At 56.2% G+C, this 17,230-nt stretch carries 16 protein-coding genes, 2 tRNA genes and 2 rRNA genes; 8 read left to right on the top strand and 12 right to left on the bottom strand.

The genetic code is table 11. The features are described 5' to 3' along the window. Positions 1-35: 35 nt before the first annotated feature. Positions 36-617: a D-sedoheptulose 7-phosphate isomerase gene (gene lpcA / locus MKR05_RS13930; protein ID WP_004145825.1), complete on the bottom strand. Its 582-nt coding sequence runs from the start codon at positions 615-617 to the stop codon at positions 36-38. Between the two features lie 239 nt (positions 618-856). Between lpcA and fadE the strand changes: the two genes are divergently transcribed. From fadE to MKR05_RS13915, 3 genes are all read left to right on the top strand, one after another. Further along, on the top strand, positions 857-3,301 hold the full coding sequence (gene fadE, locus MKR05_RS13925; RefSeq protein WP_048296759.1) for an acyl-CoA dehydrogenase FadE: 2,445 nt from the start codon (positions 857-859) through the stop codon (positions 3,299-3,301). A 178-nt stretch (positions 3,302-3,479) separates the two neighbouring features. Further along, the gene (locus MKR05_RS13920) at positions 3,480-4,250 is read left to right on the top strand and encodes an amidohydrolase (protein ID WP_050533150.1); all 771 of its coding nucleotides are present in this window, start codon (positions 3,480-3,482) and stop codon (positions 4,248-4,250) included. 248 nt (positions 4,251-4,498) lie between these two features. Further along, the gene (locus MKR05_RS13915; protein WP_072422530.1) at positions 4,499-5,599 is read left to right on the top strand and encodes an AI-2E family transporter; all 1,101 of its coding nucleotides are present in this window, start codon (positions 4,499-4,501) and stop codon (positions 5,597-5,599) included. A 28-nt stretch (positions 5,600-5,627) separates the two neighbouring features. Here MKR05_RS13915 and eamB read toward each other — a convergent pair whose 3' ends face one another. Further along, positions 5,628-6,218 carry a cysteine/O-acetylserine transporter gene (gene eamB / locus MKR05_RS13910; RefSeq protein WP_012968889.1) on the bottom strand — a complete coding sequence of 197 codons (591 nt, stop codon included), beginning with the start codon at positions 6,216-6,218 and terminating at the stop codon, positions 5,628-5,630. 103 nt (positions 6,219-6,321) lie between these two features. Between eamB and MKR05_RS13905 the strand changes: the two genes are divergently transcribed. Then, positions 6,322-7,203, top strand: coding sequence for a LysR family transcriptional regulator (locus tag MKR05_RS13905; RefSeq protein WP_012968890.1), 882 nt, complete (start codon positions 6,322-6,324; stop codon positions 7,201-7,203). 59 nt (positions 7,204-7,262) lie between these two features. On the opposite strand, the gene MKR05_RS13900 is transcribed toward MKR05_RS13905, so the two are convergent. Together MKR05_RS13900 and dnaQ are read right to left on the bottom strand one after the other, a co-directional pair. Continuing rightward, positions 7,263-7,339: transfer RNA gene (locus MKR05_RS13900), tRNA-Asp, on the bottom strand. A gap of 133 nt (positions 7,340-7,472) precedes the next feature. After that, positions 7,473-8,204 (bottom strand): DNA polymerase III subunit epsilon, encoded by a 732-nt coding sequence (dnaQ, locus tag MKR05_RS13895; RefSeq protein WP_004204621.1) that lies wholly within the window; start codon positions 8,202-8,204, stop codon positions 7,473-7,475. Positions 8,205-8,268: 64 nt separating this feature from the next. Between dnaQ and rnhA the strand changes: the two genes are divergently transcribed. After that, complete coding sequence (rnhA, locus tag MKR05_RS13890) at positions 8,269-8,736, top strand: ribonuclease HI (RefSeq protein ID WP_048334094.1); 468 nt, start codon at positions 8,269-8,271, stop codon at positions 8,734-8,736. Here the strand turns inward: rnhA and MKR05_RS13885 are convergent. After that, positions 8,733-9,455, bottom strand: coding sequence for a class I SAM-dependent methyltransferase (locus MKR05_RS13885; protein WP_004204619.1), 723 nt, complete (start codon positions 9,453-9,455; stop codon positions 8,733-8,735). The two genes, rnhA and MKR05_RS13885, sit on opposite strands and share 4 nt — an antisense overlap. 32 nt (positions 9,456-9,487) lie before the next feature. Between MKR05_RS13885 and gloB the strand changes: the two genes are divergently transcribed. Further along, complete coding sequence (gene gloB, locus MKR05_RS13880; protein WP_101989287.1) at positions 9,488-10,243, top strand: hydroxyacylglutathione hydrolase; 756 nt, start codon at positions 9,488-9,490, stop codon at positions 10,241-10,243. A 71-nt stretch (positions 10,244-10,314) separates the two neighbouring features. Next, on the top strand, positions 10,315-11,682 hold the full coding sequence (mltD, locus tag MKR05_RS13875; protein ID WP_032428585.1) for a murein transglycosylase D: 1,368 nt from the start codon (positions 10,315-10,317) through the stop codon (positions 11,680-11,682). A 59-nt stretch (positions 11,683-11,741) separates the two neighbouring features. On the opposite strand, the gene MKR05_RS13870 is transcribed toward mltD, so the two are convergent. The 3 genes from MKR05_RS13870 to MKR05_RS13860 form a co-directional block, all read right to left on the bottom strand. Continuing rightward, positions 11,742-12,512, bottom strand: coding sequence for a class I SAM-dependent methyltransferase (locus tag MKR05_RS13870; RefSeq protein ID WP_049014291.1), 771 nt, complete (start codon positions 12,510-12,512; stop codon positions 11,742-11,744). A gap of 89 nt (positions 12,513-12,601) precedes the next feature. After that, entirely contained in the window at positions 12,602-13,399 is a 798-nt protein-coding gene (locus MKR05_RS13865; RefSeq protein ID WP_072096514.1) for an endonuclease/exonuclease/phosphatase family protein, read from the bottom strand. A 102-nt stretch (positions 13,400-13,501) separates the two neighbouring features. Then, the gene (locus MKR05_RS13860) at positions 13,502-14,692 is read right to left on the bottom strand and encodes an MFS transporter (protein ID WP_023288495.1); all 1,191 of its coding nucleotides are present in this window, start codon (positions 14,690-14,692) and stop codon (positions 13,502-13,504) included. A 104-nt stretch (positions 14,693-14,796) separates the two neighbouring features. Between MKR05_RS13860 and yafC the strand changes: the two genes are divergently transcribed. Beyond that, entirely contained in the window at positions 14,797-15,702 is a 906-nt protein-coding gene (gene yafC, locus MKR05_RS13855; protein ID WP_023288494.1) for a DNA-binding transcriptional regulator YafC, read from the top strand. Between the two features lie 32 nt (positions 15,703-15,734). Here yafC and dkgB read toward each other — a convergent pair whose 3' ends face one another. From dkgB to MKR05_RS13835, 4 genes are all read right to left on the bottom strand, one after another. Next, positions 15,735-16,538 (bottom strand): 2,5-didehydrogluconate reductase DkgB, encoded by an 804-nt coding sequence (gene dkgB / locus MKR05_RS13850; protein WP_101989289.1) that lies wholly within the window; start codon positions 16,536-16,538, stop codon positions 15,735-15,737. A 164-nt stretch (positions 16,539-16,702) separates the two neighbouring features. Further along, positions 16,703-16,779, bottom strand: a tRNA-Asp gene (locus tag MKR05_RS13845). 57 nt (positions 16,780-16,836) lie between these two features. Further along, a 5S ribosomal RNA gene (gene rrf / locus MKR05_RS13840) occupies positions 16,837-16,952 on the bottom strand. 197 nt (positions 16,953-17,149) lie between these two features. Next, a 23S ribosomal RNA gene (locus MKR05_RS13835) occupies positions 17,150-17,230 on the bottom strand; the annotation flags it as partial.

Here is a 17,230-nt window from a genome sequence, read left to right as displayed (position 1 = left end):
GAGGCCGCCGTCAACAGTACACACTCACCTGCCTGTTAGCCTTTCGCCATCTCTTTTTCGATCAGCATAATCAGGATATGGATCACTTTGATGTGGATCTCCTGAATGCGGTCGGCGTAGCCAAAGTGCGGCACGCGAATTTCCACATCGGCGCTACCGGCCATTTTACCGCCGTCCTTACCGGTCAGGGTGATCACTTTCATCCCCTGCGCCCGCGCGGCCTCAATGGCCTTGATTACGTTGCCGGAGTTGCCGGAGGTGGAGATGCCGAGCAGCACATCGCCCGCGCGGCCAACGGATTCAACGTAGCGGGAGAAGACATACTCATAGCCAAAATCATTGCTCACGCAGGAGAGATGGCTGACGTCGGAGATCGCAATGGCCGGATATCCCGGGCGGTTTTCGCGATAACGTCCGGTCAGTTCTTCCGCAAAATGCATCGCATCGCAATGGGAACCGCCGTTGCCGCAGGACAGCACTTTACCACCCGCCTTAAAGCTATCCGCCAGCAGGACAGCGGCACGCTGGATAGCATGGATATTGGCTTCGTCCTGCAGAAAGTTAGCCAGCGTTTCCGCGGCTTCGTTCAGTTCGTTACGAATAAGATCCTGGTACATGAGGATAATCCTTCAGTATGAGTGGAATAACCCTGGCAGTGTACCGGATAGCCGCCGAAGCGAGAAGCAGCAGGCTGCGTTATCCCCCGCCCTTTTGATTTTATGTGCCGCTTTTGCATACAACAATGTGAGCAAGGTTGTAATTATTTTGTAAACACATTGCTAAATAAAAAGGCATGCACTACAACCAATACATCACAAGTGGTCAGACCTCCTACAAGCACAGGGAGCATTTCTCTATGATGATTTTGAGTATTGTTGCAACCGTTGTTTTACTCGGTGCGCTCTTCTATCACCGGGTCAGCCTGCTGCTCAGCAGCGTGATCTTGCTCGCCTGGACCGCAGCGCTCGGCGCGGCCGGTCTGTGGAATATCTGGCTGCTGCTGCCGCTGGCGATCATTCTGTTGCCGTTTAACTTTGCGCCTATGCGTAAATCCATGATTTCCGCACCGGCGTTTCGCGCCTTCCGCAAGGTCATGCCGCCGATGTCGCGTACCGAAAAAGAGGCCATCGACGCCGGGACTACCTGGTGGGAGGGGGATCTGTTTCGCGGTAATCCTGACTGGCATAAGCTGCATAACTATCCGCAGCCGCGTCTGACCGCCGAAGAGCAAGCCTTCCTCGACGGCCCGGTGGAAGAAGCCTGCCGGATGGCTAACGACTTCGCCATCACCCACGAAATGGCCGATCTGCCGCCGGAGCTGTGGGCGTATCTGAAAGAACACCGCTTCTTCGCGATGATCATCAAGAAAGAGTATGGCGGGCTTGAATTCTCCGCTTATGCCCAGTCGCGGGTGCTGCAGAAGCTCTCTGGCGTCTCCGGCATTCTGGCGATCACCGTCGGCGTCCCGAACTCACTGGGCCCGGGCGAGCTGCTGCAGCATTACGGTACTGAAGAGCAGAAAAACCATTACCTGCCGCGTCTGGCACGCGGGCTGGAGATCCCCTGCTTCGCACTCACCAGCCCGGAAGCGGGCTCCGACGCCGGCGCCATCCCGGATACCGGCGTGGTCTGCATGGGCGACTGGCAGGGCCAGCAGGTGCTGGGTATGCGCCTGACATGGAACAAACGCTACATTACGCTGGCGCCTATCGCCACCGTGCTGGGACTGGCCTTTAAACTTTCTGACCCGGATCGTCTGCTGGGCGGGGAAGAAGAGCTGGGCATCACCTGCGCGCTGATCCCGACCTCCACCCCGGGCGTGGAAATTGGCCGTCGCCACTTCCCGCTTAACGTCCCGTTCCAGAACGGCCCAACCCGCGGCAAAGATATCTTCGTGCCGATCGATTACATCATCGGTGGGCCGGGGATGGCCGGTCAGGGCTGGCGCATGCTGGTTGAATGTCTGTCGGTGGGCCGCGGTATTACGCTGCCGTCCAACTCCACCGGCGGCCTGAAATCGGTGGCTATGGCGACCGGGGCTTACGCCCATATTCGCCGCCAGTTCAAAATCTCGATCGGTAAAATGGAAGGCATTGAAGAGGCGCTGGCGCGCATTGCCGGTAATGCTTATGTGATGGATGCTGCGGCGTCGCTGATCACCTACGGCATTATGCTCGGCGAGAAACCGGCGGTGCTCTCCGCGATCGTGAAATATCACTGCACCCACCGCGGCCAGCGCGCCATTATCGACGCAATGGATATTACCGGCGGGAAAGGCATTATGCTGGGCGAAGGCAACTTCCTCGCCCGGGCATATCAGGGCGCGCCTATCGCCATCACCGTGGAAGGTGCGAACATTCTGACCCGTAGCATGATGATCTTCGGTCAGGGTGCGATTCGCTGCCATCCGTACGTGCTGGAGGAGATGGCTGCCGCGCAGAACAACGACCTGAACGCCTATGACAAGCTGCTGTTCAAACATATCGGCCATGTCGGTAGTAACAAAGTACGGAGTTTCTGGTTGGGCCTGACCGGCGGACGCACCAGCAGCGCGCCGACCCGCGACGTCACCCGCCGCTACTATCAGCAAATGAACCGTCTGAGCGCTAACCTGGCGCTGCTGTCAGACGTCTCGATGGCGGTGCTGGGGGGCAGTCTCAAGCGTCGCGAACGTATCTCCGCGCGTCTGGGGGATGTGTTAAGCCAGCTGTACCTGGCCTCGGCGGTGCTGAAACGCTATGACGATGAAGGACGCAATGAAGCCGATCTGCCGCTGGTTCACTGGGGGGTGCAGGATGCGCTGCATCAGGCCGAGCAGGCCATCGACGATCTGCTGAAAAACTTCCCCAACCGTCTGGTGGCTGGCGCAATGCGCCTGGTCATCTTCCCGACCGGTCGTCATCATCATGCGCCGTCGGATAAGCTGGACCATAAAGTCGCTAAAATTCTGCAGGTGCCCAGCGCCACCCGCTCCCGCATCGGTCGCGGTCAGTACCTGACGCCGAGCGAGCATAACCCGGTCGGCCTGCTGGAAGAGGCGCTGCTGGAAGTGATGGCGGCCGATCCTATCCACCAGCGTATCTGCAAAGAGTTGGGTAAAAATCTGCCGTTCACCCGTCTCGACGAACTGGCCGCCCATGCCCTGGCGAAAGGCTTAATCAGTCAGGATGAAGCCGCCATTTTGACCCGAGCAGAGCACAGTCGCTTGCGCAGCATTAACGTTGACGACTTTGCGCCAGAGGAGCTGGCAACCCAGCCGGTAAAGCTGCCGGAAAAAGTTCGCAACGTTGAAGCCGCATAATAAAACAACAACCACATCACACGCCGGGCGGGGAATTTTCCCCGCCTTTTTTTCGTCTCTCCTTCCCCCGCCGTTCCTGTTAGTAGCATTTTTTTAACAAAATATTCCGCGGACCGCCGCGAGGCTGATAAGGTGTTACAGTTAACCTAACCCCCTCATGAGAATGGAGTTGACCATTGTGCCTGGCCTGAAAATTACGCTGTTGCAACAACCGCTGGTCTGGATGGACGGCCCTGCTAACCTGCGCCATTTTGATCGCCAACTGGAAGGGATTGTCGGGCGCGATATCATTGTTTTACCTGAGATGTTTACCACCGGCTTTGCGATGGAAGCGGCAAAACAGTCTTTACCCGAGGCCGAGGTGGTAGCGTGGATGCATGCCAGGGCGGCGCAAACCCAGGCGCTGATCGCCGGCAGCGCGGCGCTGCAAACTGAGCGCGGGGCCGTTAACCGCTTCCTGCTGGTCGAGCCTGACGGCACGGTCCATCATTATGATAAACGTCACCTGTTTCGTATGGCGGATGAACACCATCACTATAAGGCCGGAGACAAGCGCGTGGTCTTTGAATGGCGCGGATGGCGGATCCTGCCGCTGGTCTGTTACGACCTGCGCTTTCCGGTATGGTCGCGTAACCTTAACGACTATGATTTGGCGCTGTATGTGGCGAACTGGCCGGCGCCGCGCTCGCTGCACTGGCAGTCGCTGCTGGTCGCCCGCGCGATTGAGAACCAGGCCTACGTCGCCGGCTGTAACCGGGTCGGCACCGACGGCAACGGCCATCATTACCGCGGCGATAGCCGGATTATCAGTCCCCAGGGGGAGATTGTCGCCACCGCCGATCCGCATCAGGCCACTCGTCTTGACGCCGAACTGTCGCTGAGCGCCCTCCAGGAATATCGTGAAAAATTCCCCGCCTGGCGCGATGCCGATCCTTTTACTCTGGATTAATCCCCCTCCGCTTTCTTCCCCCTTCTGCAGGAAAAGAAAGCGGAATTTCCTCTTGCCGCGCCCAACAGAATATTTACAGGGCGCCCTTCATTTCTGTTCTACACTCATTAAAAGGCCCACAACCAAACGGGCGGAGATCATTTTCAATTAACTTCTGCGTTGTAAACGCATGACTTTTCTGTTGCCAGCTTGTTTTGGTGAACCCGGCTGAGCGTTGGCGTATGCATATTTTATGAGCGTAATAGAAAATGGATAATAATAATCTTCAGTTAATAGAAAAACGGCTGGTCACCCGCTTTCTCGATATGTTTATTCGGTTTGGGCTTATTCTGGCGCTGGCCTCATTCTGTTTTACCGTCTTTTCTCCCTTTATCAATATGATGCTCTGGGCGCTGATCCTCGCCGTGGCGCTCTATCCCTTACATCAATATTTTGCCGGATTGTTAGCGGGCAAACAGGGACTGGCGTCAGTGGTGCTGGTGCTGTTAGGTATTTTACTGATTATTATCCCCACGGTGCTGATGATCACCTCGCTGGCGGAAAGCGCCAGCGCGATGATCGACCGGATGGGCAGCCAGAGCTTTACCATTCCCCCGCCCTCCTCGCGCATTGCCGCGTTACCGATCATTGGCGAACGGCTTAGCGCCCTGTGGATGAGAGCTTCCGTCGATCTGCCAGGATTGCTCAGTAATTACCGCTCGCAAATCGGCGACATTGCCAAACAGTTTCTCAGTATTTTGGCCAGCATGGGCGGCGGGCTGATTGGCTTTATTATTTCGTTTATCGTCTCGGGAATTATGATGGCCTGGGGCGCAGCGGGCGCCATCAGCGCCCAGCGTATTGCCATCCGTATTACCGATGAGAATAAAGGCGTGACCCTCACCCGCCTGTGCACCAGCACCATCCGCGCGGTCGCCCAGGGCGTCATCGGGGTGGCACTGATCCAGGCGCTGCTGGTCGGCGTGATCATGCTGATGGCCAGCATTCCCGCCGTCGGGATCTTCTTTATTCTGGCCCTGATCCTCGGCATTGCCCAAGTGCCGGTGATCCTGGTGACGGCCCCGGCCATTGCGCTAATGTGGAGTCTCGGCACCCACAGTACCGGCATGGATATCTTCTACACCATCCTGCTGATCGTCGCCGGCATGGCCGATAACGTCCTCAAACCTCTGCTGCTGGGGCGCGGAGTCGACGCGCCAATGCCGGTGGTGCTGCTGGGCGCCCTCGGCGGAATGGCCTCTAACGGCATTCTCGGTATGTTCCTCGGCGCCACCCTGCTGGCCATCGGTTACCGGATCTTTATGACCTGGGTAAATGAAGGGCAACCCGCCCTGGCGCAGGATAAATAACCTCAAGGGAGCGTTACGCTCCCTTAATTCATTCCATAAACATTCGTACCGCGCACCAGACCAACAGCAGCGCCAGCAGCAGATTTAACCCTCTTCCATGGCGTTCGAACACCGGCTGAAACAGCTGACCGGCCAGCGCCCAGCAAAGATTGCCGGCAACGCCTATTACTGATAGCAACAGGCTTATCATCACCAGCCAGAATGGCTCGCGAGTCACCGGCAGAACAAAGGTCGACAGGGCCGTGATGCCGTACAGGATAATTTTTACATTCACAAACTGCAGCCCCAGGCTGGCCCAGAAACTGACAGGCCGCTCCTCCTGCCCACCGCTGGCCGGGTCGCTGCGGGCAATATGCCAGGCCAGCCACAGGATATACCCCGCGCCGACCCAGCGTAGCAGGGAGGTTATCCCCTCATCCAGGGTAACGAGAGTGAACGTCAGCCCGGCACAAATCAGCATGATGATCACAAACCCCAGGCTCATGCCGGCCAGAACCCGCATGCTCCGTCGAAAGCCGTGCGCGGTGACGCTGCTCAGCGCCAGAATATTATTCGGCCCGGGCGTCAGAGCGGTGATCAGGGTGTAAGTTAAAAAGGCGCTAATCAGGGTAGGTGTCACGTGTTTTCTCCTCTTGACTGGCAGACAGTACCCGAAGCTGATAATTTAAAAAAATGAATGTTTTTTCATTCTGAATTCGAGAATGTCGATATAAAGAGGAAATATGGATCTGCGACGCTTTATCACCTTCAAAACGGTTGTCGAAGAAGGATCCTTTCTGCGCGCCTCGCAGAAACTGTGCTGCACCCAGTCCACCGTAACCTTTCATATCCAGCAGCTTGAGCAGGAGCTTGCCATCCCGCTGTTTGAGAAAATTGGCCGACGAATGTGTCTCACCGCCGCGGGTAAAAATGTCCTGCCGCACGTCTACGATCTGACCAAAGTGATGGCGTCGATTCGCCAGGCGGCGCGCCAGGACGATGAACCCGGCGGCGAACTTCGCGTCGCCACTGGTGAAACCCTGCTGGCGTACAAAATGCCGCCGGTGCTGCAGCGTTTTAAGCAACGCGCCCCGAAGGTCCGCCTGTCACTGCAGTCGCTCAATTGCTACAGCATCCGTGATGCGCTGCTCGCTGACGAAGTCGACCTGGGGGTGTTTTACCGGGTTGGCAACGATGATGCGCTCACCATGATGGAACTTGGCCCGCAGCCGCTGGCGCTGGTCGCGTCAGTCGATCAGGCGCCGGTCGACTTCCTGCGCCCGCGGCAGCATATCCCATTGAGCTTTATCATCAACGAACCCCAGTGCGTGTTCCGGCAGATTTTTGAAAGTACCCTGCGCCAGCGCGGCATTACCATGGAGAACACCATCGAACTGTGGAGTATTGAAAGCATCAAGCAGTGCGTGGCGGGCAATCTGGGGGTGAGTTTTCTGCCGCGCTTTGCGGTAGAGGAGGAACTCAAACGCGGGACGCTGGTCGAGCTGCCGTTCAGCGAGACGCCGCTGACGATCCATGCGCTCTGCGCCCATCACGCCGGGAAAGCAATCAGTCCGGCGATGCGGGTATTCATGCAGTGTATGCAGGAGGAACAAGAGGCGCGCTGAAATTCGGCGACGAAAACGACGAAAGCCTGAATCATTGCTGATTCAGGCTTTCTGAATAGTGGCGGAACGGACGGGACTCGAACCCGCGACCCCCTGCGTGACAGGCAGGTATTCTAACCGACTGAACTACCGCTCCGCGTTGTTGTTCCGTTGGGAACGAGGCGAATATTACGGATTCCCCTCTACCCCGTCAACGCTTTTTCTACCGTTTTGAATCGTTTGCTGCAAAAATCGCCCAACCGCCTACTTTTAATCCATTTTAGTGGTTATCAGGCACGCCACAGGCAGCTTCCGCCTTTCTTTTGTACCAGATCGAGGCGGGATTCATGGTTCACCAGTTCTTCATCAGAGGCATAAACCACCCGTAACTGACTGGCGGCGCGGACGACGCGCTGAATCCCCATCTCGCCCGCCTGCTGCTGGCTTTCGCCTTCCATAGAGAACGCCATCGACGTCTGGCCGCCGGTCATCATCAGATAGACATCGGCAAGGATCTGGGCATCGAGCAGTGCCCCGTGCAGCGTACGCTTGCTGTTGTCTATTTCGTAGCGCGAACATAGCGCATCCAGACTGTTGCGCTTGCCGGGAAACATTTTCCGCGCCAGCGCCAGACTGTCGGTGATTTTACAAAAGGTCTCGGTTTTCCCGATCCCGCGGTTCAGCTTACCGAACTCATAATCCATAAAGCCGATATCGAACGAGGCGTTATGGATCACCAGCTCCGCGCCGCGGATGTAATCCATAAACTCATCGGCAACGTCGGCAAAGGTGGGTTTATCCAGCAGGAATTCGTCGGCGATCCCGTGCACGCCGAACGCCTCCGGATCCACCAGCCGATCGGGTTTGAGATAGACGTGGAAATTGTTACCGGTCAGGCGGCGGTTGATCACCTCCACGGCGCCGATCTCAATGATCTTGTGTCCTTCGTAGTGCGCCCCGATCTGGTTCATACCGGTGGTTTCGGTATCGAGAACAATCTGGCGCGTAATTGCAGTGCTCATCGCGGTCATTTATGTCAGACTTATCGTTTACAAATCGATTTCAATTACAGGAAGTCTACCAGAGATGCTCAAACAGGTAGAAATTTTCACCGACGGCTCTTGCCTGGGAAATCCAGGACCCGGCGGTTACGGCGCCATCATGCGCTACCGCCAGCACGAAAAAACCTTTAGCGCCGGCTACCGTCTGACCACCAATAACCGCATGGAACTGATGGCGGCGATCGTCGCCCTCGAAGCGTTAAAAGAGCATTGCGAGGTGGTGCTCAGCACCGACAGCCAGTATGTCCGCCAGGGGATCACCCAGTGGATCCACAACTGGAAAAAGCGCGGCTGGAAAACGGCAGAGAAAAAACCGGTAAAGAATGTCGACCTCTGGCAGAGGCTGGACGCCGCGCTTGGCCAGCATAAGATCAAATGGGAGTGGGTGAAGGGCCACGCCGGCCATCCAGAAAACGAACGCTGCGACGAGCTGGCCCGCGCTGCGGCCTCCCATCCCACTCAGGACGACCTCGGCTACCAGCCGGAGAGCTAATTCTGCCCCTTGCGCCACTGCCGGGTGGCGCCGACTGCCGGCCGCAGCTGGGTTTTCGCTTTCCCTGACTTCATCGGATTAAGGGTGAGCGGAATAGTCCGTTTGCGGGCGACAATCAATTGCAAACAGCCCAGCGCTGGCAGATGGGTGCTCAGCAGTTTGCCGCCATGCCGCGACCAGGGTAAAACCTGATAACGCCCATAATGCAGCACTTCAAAGTTGAGCAGCGACAGCCAGTCCAGCTGGCGCATCAACGTAAACATACGGCTATTGTACGGCGTGCCTTTGCGCAGCACCGGCACCAGTTTACGCAATCCCATCAGGCTCACCGGATTAAACCCGGTCAGGATCATCCAGCCATCATCGATCAGGACGCGATCGGCCTCCCGTAGCAGGCGATGCGGATCGCTGCACCACGGCAGGGTATGCGCCAGCAGGCAGGCGTCGACGGACTTTTCGGCAAAGGGCAAATGCAGCGGGTCGGCCCGGACCTGCATTGGGTTTCCCGCCAGCGAGACATTCACCTGGTGCGAGATGGCGCAAGCTTCGGTATTGATTTCCGCGCTCAGATTGCCAATCTTAAGCAGATGAAAGCCATATAATTTAGCCAGCCACGGCTTCATCTGCTGCTCCAGCGTTTCGCGATAGTATTCGCCCCACGGCATACTGGACCAATGCTCAGGCGCTGTCACTGTATGAGGTATCCTTGCCGGCTTCATTGCCACCTTCCGCTACGCTTTAGAGGTAATTTATGAATCTTATCAGTATTCCCGCGTTTCAGGACAACTACATCTGGGTTCTCACTGAGAATCACGGCCGCTGCATCATCGTTGACCCGGGCGAGGCCGCGCCGGTTCTGGCGGCAATCGAAGAAAACCAGTGGCAGCCCGAGGCCATTTTACTGACCCATCACCATCAGGATCACGTCGGCGGCGTAAAACAATTACGTGAAAAATTCCCCTCTCTGGTGGTTTACGGGCCGGCAGAAACCCAGGATAAGGGGGTTACTCAGGTAGTAGACGATGGCGATCGGCTGTCAATTCTCGGGGTCGATTTTTCCATTTTCTCCACGCCAGGTCACACATTAGGACATATCTGTTACTACAGCGAACCTTATCTGTTTTGCGGCGACACGATGTTCTCCGGCGGCTGCGGAAGGCTGTTCGAAGGCACTGCAGAGCAGATGTATCAATCATTTATGAAGATTAACGCCCTTCCTGAAGAAACCTTTATATGTTGCGCACATGAATATACGTTAGCGAATATGAAGTTTGCGTTGAGTATCCTGCCTGATGATAGGGACATAAACGATTACTATCATAAAGTTAATGAGTTACGTGCAAAAAAACAAAAGACACTACCCGTAATTCTGAAAAACGAGCGGCGTATAAATTTATTTTTACGGGTAAATGATGTTGATTTAATTGACAAAATTAACAAAGAAACAAAATTGCAACACTCTGTGGCGCGATTTGCGTGGTTAAGGTCAAAGAAAGACGAATTCTGATATTTAATTCTTGTCATCGGCTAACTTCGCCGTTATCCTTGGTCGTCTTTTAAGCAACTATTGACACACACATGAAGGCACGAGCGATATTATTCGCCTCTGTCCTGCTGGTGGGGTGCCAGGCGTCTAAGCACGATGGCACCGTCGAACAGCGAGCACAGAGCCTTTCTGCGGCTGGTCAAGGGGAAGCAGGCAAGTTCACAAGTCAAGCGCGCTGGTTAGATGATGGAACCTTCTACGCGCAAGACCAGGATCTGTGGACTTCCATAGGCGACGAGCTAAAGATGGGAATACCGGATAACCCCCGGATTCGCGAGCAAAAACAGAAGTACTTAAGAAATAAGAGCTATCTCCACGATGTAACTTTACGGGCAGAGCCGTATATGTACTGGATAGCCGGGCAGGTTAAGAAACGTAACATGCCAATGGAACTGGTATTACTACCCATAGTGGAGAGCGCTTTTGACCCACACGCGACGTCTGGCGCCAATGCCGCAGGCATCTGGCAGATCATTCCGAGCACAGGGCGCAATTATGGTTTAAAACAGACCCGCAGTTACGATGCGCGTCGTGACGTTGTCGCATCGACTACCGCGGCGCTGGACATGATGCAACGTCTGAACAAAATGTTCGACGGCGACTGGTTGTTAACGGTTGCGGCATATAACAGCGGCGAAGGTCGGGTCATGAAGGCAGTGAAAGCGAACCGTTCGCGTGGCAAACCCACCGATTTCTGGTCGCTGTCTCTGCCGCATGAAACGAAAGTCTACGTACCGAAAATGCTGGCATTGAGCGACATCCTCAAAAACAGCAAACGTTACGGCGTGAAGTTGCCTACGGCTGATGAAAGCCGTGCGCTGGCGCGCGTTCGCCTCGACAGTCCGGTTGATATTTCTCAGCTCGCGGATATGGCCGGTATGCCGGTCAGCAAGCTGAAGACCTTCAACGCCGGCGTAAAGGGGTCAACGCTGGGCGCTAGCGGGCCAAAGTACGTCATGGTGCCGCAGAAACACGCAGCCCAGCTGCGTGAATCGCTGGCCTCTGGCGACATTGCCGCCGTACAGCCGACGCAGCTCGCGGATAATACGCTGCTGACCAGCCGAAGCTATAAGGTGCGTTCCGGCGATACCATTTCCGGGATTGCTTCCCGTCTCGGCGTCACGACCCGCGATCTGCAGCAGTGGAATAACCTGCGCGGCTCTGGATTGAAGGTTGGACAGAACCTGGTTATCGGCGCCGGCAGCAGCGCGCAGCGTCTGGCGAATAACAGCGATAGCATCACCTATCGCGTTCGCAAAGGTGATTCGCTGTCGAGCATCGCCAAACGTCATGGCGTTAATATTCGCGACGTCATGCGCTGGAACAGCGATACCGACAATCTTCGGCCTGGCGATCAGCTAACGCTGTTTGTGAAAAACAGCGATCGACCAGAGTCCTGATACGTCAGGGTTCGATAAAAAGGCACCGACTTCCCCCGGTGCCTTTTTTGTTGTCCGTATTAAACCGCTTTATGCGCTTCAAACATGATGGTATCGCTGGTAAAGGAACCATCCTGCTGTAACTCAAAGTAGGCTTTCACCTCCGCCGAGGCGCTCTGCTGGTATAAACGAATCGCCTCCACCAGCGGCTCAGGGGTACGCATCCGCGCCACCCACGAACTGAACTCCAGCGGCAGGCGATCGGTCAACAGCTGATTAATCACCAGCCCCGCCTCCGTCGCCAGCGCCAGCCACTCGCCGCTGGAATAATTACGCACGTGCGAGGTATCGCGCAGGGCTTCCACCGTCTGCAGCCAGACATCACGCACCACATGGCCCGGCGACATCACGTCCATCACGATCATCACCCCACCCGGCTTGAGGACACGTTTCACCTCGCGCAGCGCCTGGCCAACGTCATGCCAGTGATGAGCAGAATAGCGGCTGATAACGATATCAAAGCTGGCATCAGCGAACGGCAGCGTTTCGGCATACCCCTGCTGGGTCACGATATTGCTAAAACCTTTCTCCTTTGCCGCGGCGGCAACGACCTCCAGCATCTGGCTCGATAAATCATAGGCGGTCACCTCGGCAACCTGTCCCGCCGCGGTAAAGCTGGCGTGCCCTGCCCCGCAGCCCATATCCAGCACTTTCGCCTGAGGAAAATCAGCCAGTCGTTCCGCCAGCCGCTGCAGATCGCGACCAGAGGCGTGCACGGCGCTGGTCAGATAGGCGCTGGCCTGGGAGCCGAACTGCTTTTCGACGTTGTCATGGTGAGAGCGTGTTGTCATGTTGTCTTGTCCTTACGGTATTTTGAGTAATAAAAGGCAGCACCATGCATGCGCAGGCCTGCCCCATGGCAGGCCTGACCAACCTTAAATTAATCAGGCTTGCCGGGACTGAATTCGACTAGTAGCGGGTTGTGGTCGGAGGCGCGGGTTACCAGCACGGAAGCATCGTGCACGCTTAACCCACGGTAGAACACAAAATCGAGCGGGCGACCAAACGCGCGGCGGCGCTGATCGTCCGGGAAACGAACTTCACGCAGCGACATCTCGCGTGCAAAGCGGTACAGGGCGTTCATCCGCGGGCGGCTCCAGGCATTGAAGTCACCAGCCATGATCACCGGCCCGCTGTGATGGGCGATCTGATCGCCAATCGGCAGCAGCTGTTTGCTGTAGACGTCGACGCCAAGGCTGAAGTTAACGGCATGGATATTGACCACCATTAACAGCCGCGCATCGGGCAGCGGATAGACAGTCACTAATGCTGATTTAGGCAGACGCAAAATAGGTTCACGTTCGCGCAATGGGCAGCAATAGATAGGATGGGCGGAAGCCAGCGTCATCACGCCGGAAGGATGCTGCGGCAGCACCAGCGCAGGCACCTGATCGGCGGCCAGATAGTTGGTGGTCGCGAACCTGACCAGCTCCGGCGTCGTCTGCGCCTCCTGCAACAGGACTAAGTGCGCGTCTTTGCCAAAATTCTTAAGGACCGACTGCCACTCTGCGCGCTGCTGCTTGAAGATATTCCACACCAGCACGCGGATTTTCTCATCGCTGCTTAACGGCGTGCCGGCGGGATAAACCGGACTCACGCCCGCAAACGCCCCCGGAGGCAATATTCTCTCCGCAGGTTGTCCGGCGACATAGCGCATGGCGTAGGTGTTCTTTCGCAATTTGGGCATTAATCCTCGATAACAGAAACCAGCCCGACGACGACTGGTTATTCTGTTATAGGGATTTTCCCATACACTTTCAATGCAAATTGCGAGAAACCCTTAGCCTTCGGGAGAAAGCGCTGCCGAACGGCGTGGCAATTTATCTAAACGTCCGCTCAGGGCCACCAACAGCAAAGCGACCAGCACAATCACCGCGCCAATCCACGGCGTCTGCGCCAGACCGTACCGCTCGACCGTCTGTCCACCGACGATCGACCCCAGCGCGATGCCGACGTTGAAGGCGGCAATATTCAGGCCGGATGCGATGTCGACAGCCCCGGGGGTGTACTGCTCTGCTTTTTGCACCACGTACACCTGCAGGCCCGGCACATTGCCGAAGGCGAAAACGCCCATCACCAGCACCGTTGCCAGCGCGGCATAGTGAATGCTGGCGGTCAGCTGGAACACCAGCAGCAGCACAACCAGCGCGGCGAAGATAAACTTCAGCGCGGAGACGGCGCCATGCCTATCGGCCAGTTTGCCGCCCCATACGTTGCCAATAGCCACCGAGACGCCATAGCCCAGCAGGATCCAGCTCACGGCTGACGGGCTGAAGCCGGCCAGCTCCTGCATCATCGGCGCAAGGAAGGTAAAGGCGGTAAACACGCCGCCATAGCCCAGCGCGGTAATGGCATAGATCATCAGCAGGCGCGGATGGGTTAAGACTTTCAGCTGATCGCGCAGGCTGGCGCTGGCGCGGCCCGGGATATTATTCGGCACCAGAATCAGACTGCTGATAAGCGCAATCACCCCCAGAATCGATACCGCGAGGAACGTTTCCCGCCAGCCAAAATGCTGACCGATGAAAGTCCCGAATGGCACCCCGGTTACCAGCGCGACCGTCAGGCCGCCGAACATAATGGCGATAGCCGAGGCTGCTTTCTCTTTTGCCACCAGGCTGGTGGCGATTGTCGAGCCAATAGAAAAGAACACGCCGTGTGCCAGACCGGTCAGCAGGCGCGCCAGGATCAGCGTTTCATATCCCGGGGCCTGCCAGGCCAGCACATTACCCGCCGTAAACAGGACCATCAACGCCAGCAGCAGCTGTTTACGCGGCATACGCCCCGTTAACGCCGTCAGCACCGGGGCGCCGATCGCCACGCCCAGTGCGTAGATAGAAACCAGCAGGCCTGCCGACGGCAGCGAAATAGAGAGTTGTTGGGCAATCGTCGGGACCAGGCCGACAATCACGAATTCAGTGGTGCCAATTGCGAAGGCACCGATGGTTAAGGCAAATAGCGCCAGTGGCATAATTTACTCCGTAGCATCAGGATTAAGATGACACGTAGTATGAAGGGTTGTATAAATAACAAAAACTATCAAAGTATCAATAGAATTTTGCCACAGGTGCAATAATGAGAGCCACATCCGAGGAGATCGCCATCTTTGTGGCGGTAGTGGAAAGCGGGAGTTTCAGCCGGGCGGCCGAACAGCTTGGTCAGGCCAACTCTGCCGTCAGCCGGGCAGTCAAAAAGCTCGAGTCCAAGCTTGGTGTTAGCCTGCTCAATCGGACCACCCGTCAGCTCAGTCTGACAGAGGAAGGCGAGCGCTATTTTCGCCGGATGCAGGTGGTATTGCAGGAGATGGCGGCGGCAGAAAACGACCTGCTGGAAACGCGCACGACGCCGCGGGGCCTGCTGCGGGTGGATGCCGCGACGCCGGTGATGCTGCATTTTCTCATGCCGCTGGTGAAGCCATTTCGCGAGCGTTACCCGGAAATGACGCTGTCGCTCGTGTCGTCAGAAACATTTATTAATCTGATTGAACGAAAAGTGGATGTGGCTATTCGGGCCGGAACCTTAACTGATTCCAGCCTGCGCGCCCGACCGCTGTTCACCAGCTATCGGAAGATCGTCGCCTCGCCAGAGTATGTTTCGCGCTACGGCGTGCCGCAGCATCCGTCAGATCTGAAACAACATCAATGTCTGGGCTTCACTGAACCCGTCTCTCTGAACACCTGGCCGGTATCCTGTTGCGATGGTCAGTTGTTAGAGATTGAGGCGGCGGTATCATCGAACAGTGGGGAAACGCTCAAGCAACTGTGTCTGACCGGGAACGGTATTGCCTGCCTGTCGGATTATATGGTGGATAAAGAGATAGCCAGTGGGGAGTTTGTTGAACTACTGGCCGACAAACGTTTGCCGGTGGAGATGCCCTTCAGCGCGGTGTACTACAGCGATAGAGCCGTCAGCACACGTATCAGGGCGTTTATTGATTTTCTGAGCGAACACGTAAAACAGCTCCCGAAGGAGCTGTCGTAGTAACCTCTGATGGGCATACCGGAAGCAGGAGATTAATCCCACTGCGGCGCCAGACCTTCCGGGCTCACCAGCCGATCGTTGCAATCCAGCGCGGCGATCGCCTGGCGATCTTCATCATCCAGCTTCAGATCCAGCGCATTCAGGTTGCTGGCCAGGTTCTCACGCTTCGTCGAGGACGGGATCACCGCGTACCCCTCGCCCATCGCCCATGCCAGGATAACCTGCGCCGGAGTCGCATTATGTTTCGCCGCGATACGGGCAATCACCTCATCTTTCAGCGCCTTACCGTAGGCCAGGGTCATGTAGGAGGTGATATGGATACCGTGCTCATGCGCCCAATCGACGACTTTACGGTTTTGCAGATACGGCGAAAGCTCAATCTGATTGGTAGCAATGTTTTCAGCGCCAACGGCGGCAATCGCGCGCTCCATCAGTGGAATAGTGAAGTTGGAGATACCGATCTGACGGGTCAGGCCGAGCGCCTTCGCTTCCATCAGAGCAGCCATAAACTCTTCAACAGCCACCGCATCGTTCGGTGACGGCCAGTGGATCAGCGTCAGATCAACATAGTCAGTGCGTAGCTTCTGCAGGCTCTCTTGCAGGCTGGCGATCAGCTTGTCTTTGCTCAGGTTTTCGATCCAGATTTTGGTTGTGATGAACAGCTCATCACGCGGCACGCCGCTCTCAGCGAGAGCCTGACCCACCGCGGCTTCGTTGTCGTAGATTTGCGCGGTGTCGATAGTACGATAGCCCAGCTCCAGCGCGGTTTTTACGGATGCGATAACAACATCATCTTTCAGACGGAAGGTGCCAAGACCAAATGCAGGGTTTGCCATGTTTTTCCTCGTTATTTGTTCATTTCGGTTAACGAGTGAAATTATGGCTGATGGTGTGGAGGGGAAAAAGAGCGATTAATGCAGAGGATTTCTGCTGATTTAGCAATAATCGGAAACAGATAAAACAAAAAAGCCCTGAGCAGATGCTCAGGGCTCTTATTAAGTGGCGGAACGGACGGGACTCGAACCCGCGACCCCCTGCGTGACAGGCAGGTATTCTAACCGACTGAACTACCGCTCCACCGAATTTTTTCGCTTTATTACCACCGGTTGTCACCCCGGCTTACTGCAATTTGATGCCTGGCAGTTCCCTACTCTCACATGGGGAGACCCCACACTACCATCGGCGCTACGGCGTTTCACTTCTGAGTTCGGCATGGGGTCAGGTGGGACCACCGCGCTAGTGCCGCCAGGCAAATTCTTTGTGCTCAGTACGCAATTCTTTATCGCATCAGCTGCGTTGCCTGCGCTCGCAAAGTCAGTCACATACTTCAGTATGCTCCTTCCTTTCCTTCGCTTGTCGCCTTGCTGCTGCGCAAATTATTGCGTACTCAACTCTGAATCTAAGCTGAAAATCTTCTCTCAATCCGCCAAAACATCTTCGGCGTTGTAAGGTTAAGCCTCACGGTTCATTAGTACCGGTTAGCTCAACGCATCGCTGCGCTTACACACCCGGCCTATCAACGTCGTCG

The sequence above is a fragment of the Klebsiella sp. K5-204 genome, assembly GCF_030128585.1.
Classification (GTDB): Bacteria; Pseudomonadota; Gammaproteobacteria; order Enterobacterales; family Enterobacteriaceae; genus Klebsiella; species Klebsiella quasipneumoniae.
The sequence above is the reverse complement of the archived record's forward strand: the minus strand, read 5'-3'. Positions and strand labels throughout refer to the sequence as shown.

Coding starts and splice junctions, on each gene's coding strand:
- lpcA (WP_004145825.1), bottom strand. CDS start 617: ATGTACCAGGATCTTATTCGTAACGAACTGAACGAAGCCGCGGAAACG.
- fadE (WP_048296759.1), top strand. CDS start 857: ATGATGATTTTGAGTATTGTTGCAACCGTTGTTTTACTCGGTGCGCTC.
- MKR05_RS13915 (WP_072422530.1), top strand. CDS start 4,499: ATGGATAATAATAATCTTCAGTTAATAGAAAAACGGCTGGTCACCCGC.
- MKR05_RS13905 (WP_012968890.1), top strand. CDS start 6,322: ATGGATCTGCGACGCTTTATCACCTTCAAAACGGTTGTCGAAGAAGGA.
- dnaQ (WP_004204621.1), bottom strand. CDS start 8,204: ATGAGCACTGCAATTACGCGCCAGATTGTTCTCGATACCGAAACCACC.
- rnhA (WP_048334094.1), top strand. CDS start 8,269: ATGCTCAAACAGGTAGAAATTTTCACCGACGGCTCTTGCCTGGGAAAT.
- MKR05_RS13885 (WP_004204619.1), bottom strand. CDS start 9,455: ATGAAGCCGGCAAGGATACCTCATACAGTGACAGCGCCTGAGCATTGG.
- gloB (WP_101989287.1), top strand. CDS start 9,488: ATGAATCTTATCAGTATTCCCGCGTTTCAGGACAACTACATCTGGGTT.
- mltD (WP_032428585.1), top strand. CDS start 10,315: ATGAAGGCACGAGCGATATTATTCGCCTCTGTCCTGCTGGTGGGGTGC.
- MKR05_RS13870 (WP_049014291.1), bottom strand. CDS start 12,512: ATGACAACACGCTCTCACCATGACAACGTCGAAAAGCAGTTCGGCTCC.
- MKR05_RS13860 (WP_023288495.1), bottom strand. CDS start 14,692: ATGCCACTGGCGCTATTTGCCTTAACCATCGGTGCCTTCGCAATTGGC.
- yafC (WP_023288494.1), top strand. CDS start 14,797: ATGAGAGCCACATCCGAGGAGATCGCCATCTTTGTGGCGGTAGTGGAA.
- dkgB (WP_101989289.1), bottom strand. CDS start 16,538: ATGGCAAACCCTGCATTTGGTCTTGGCACCTTCCGTCTGAAAGATGAT.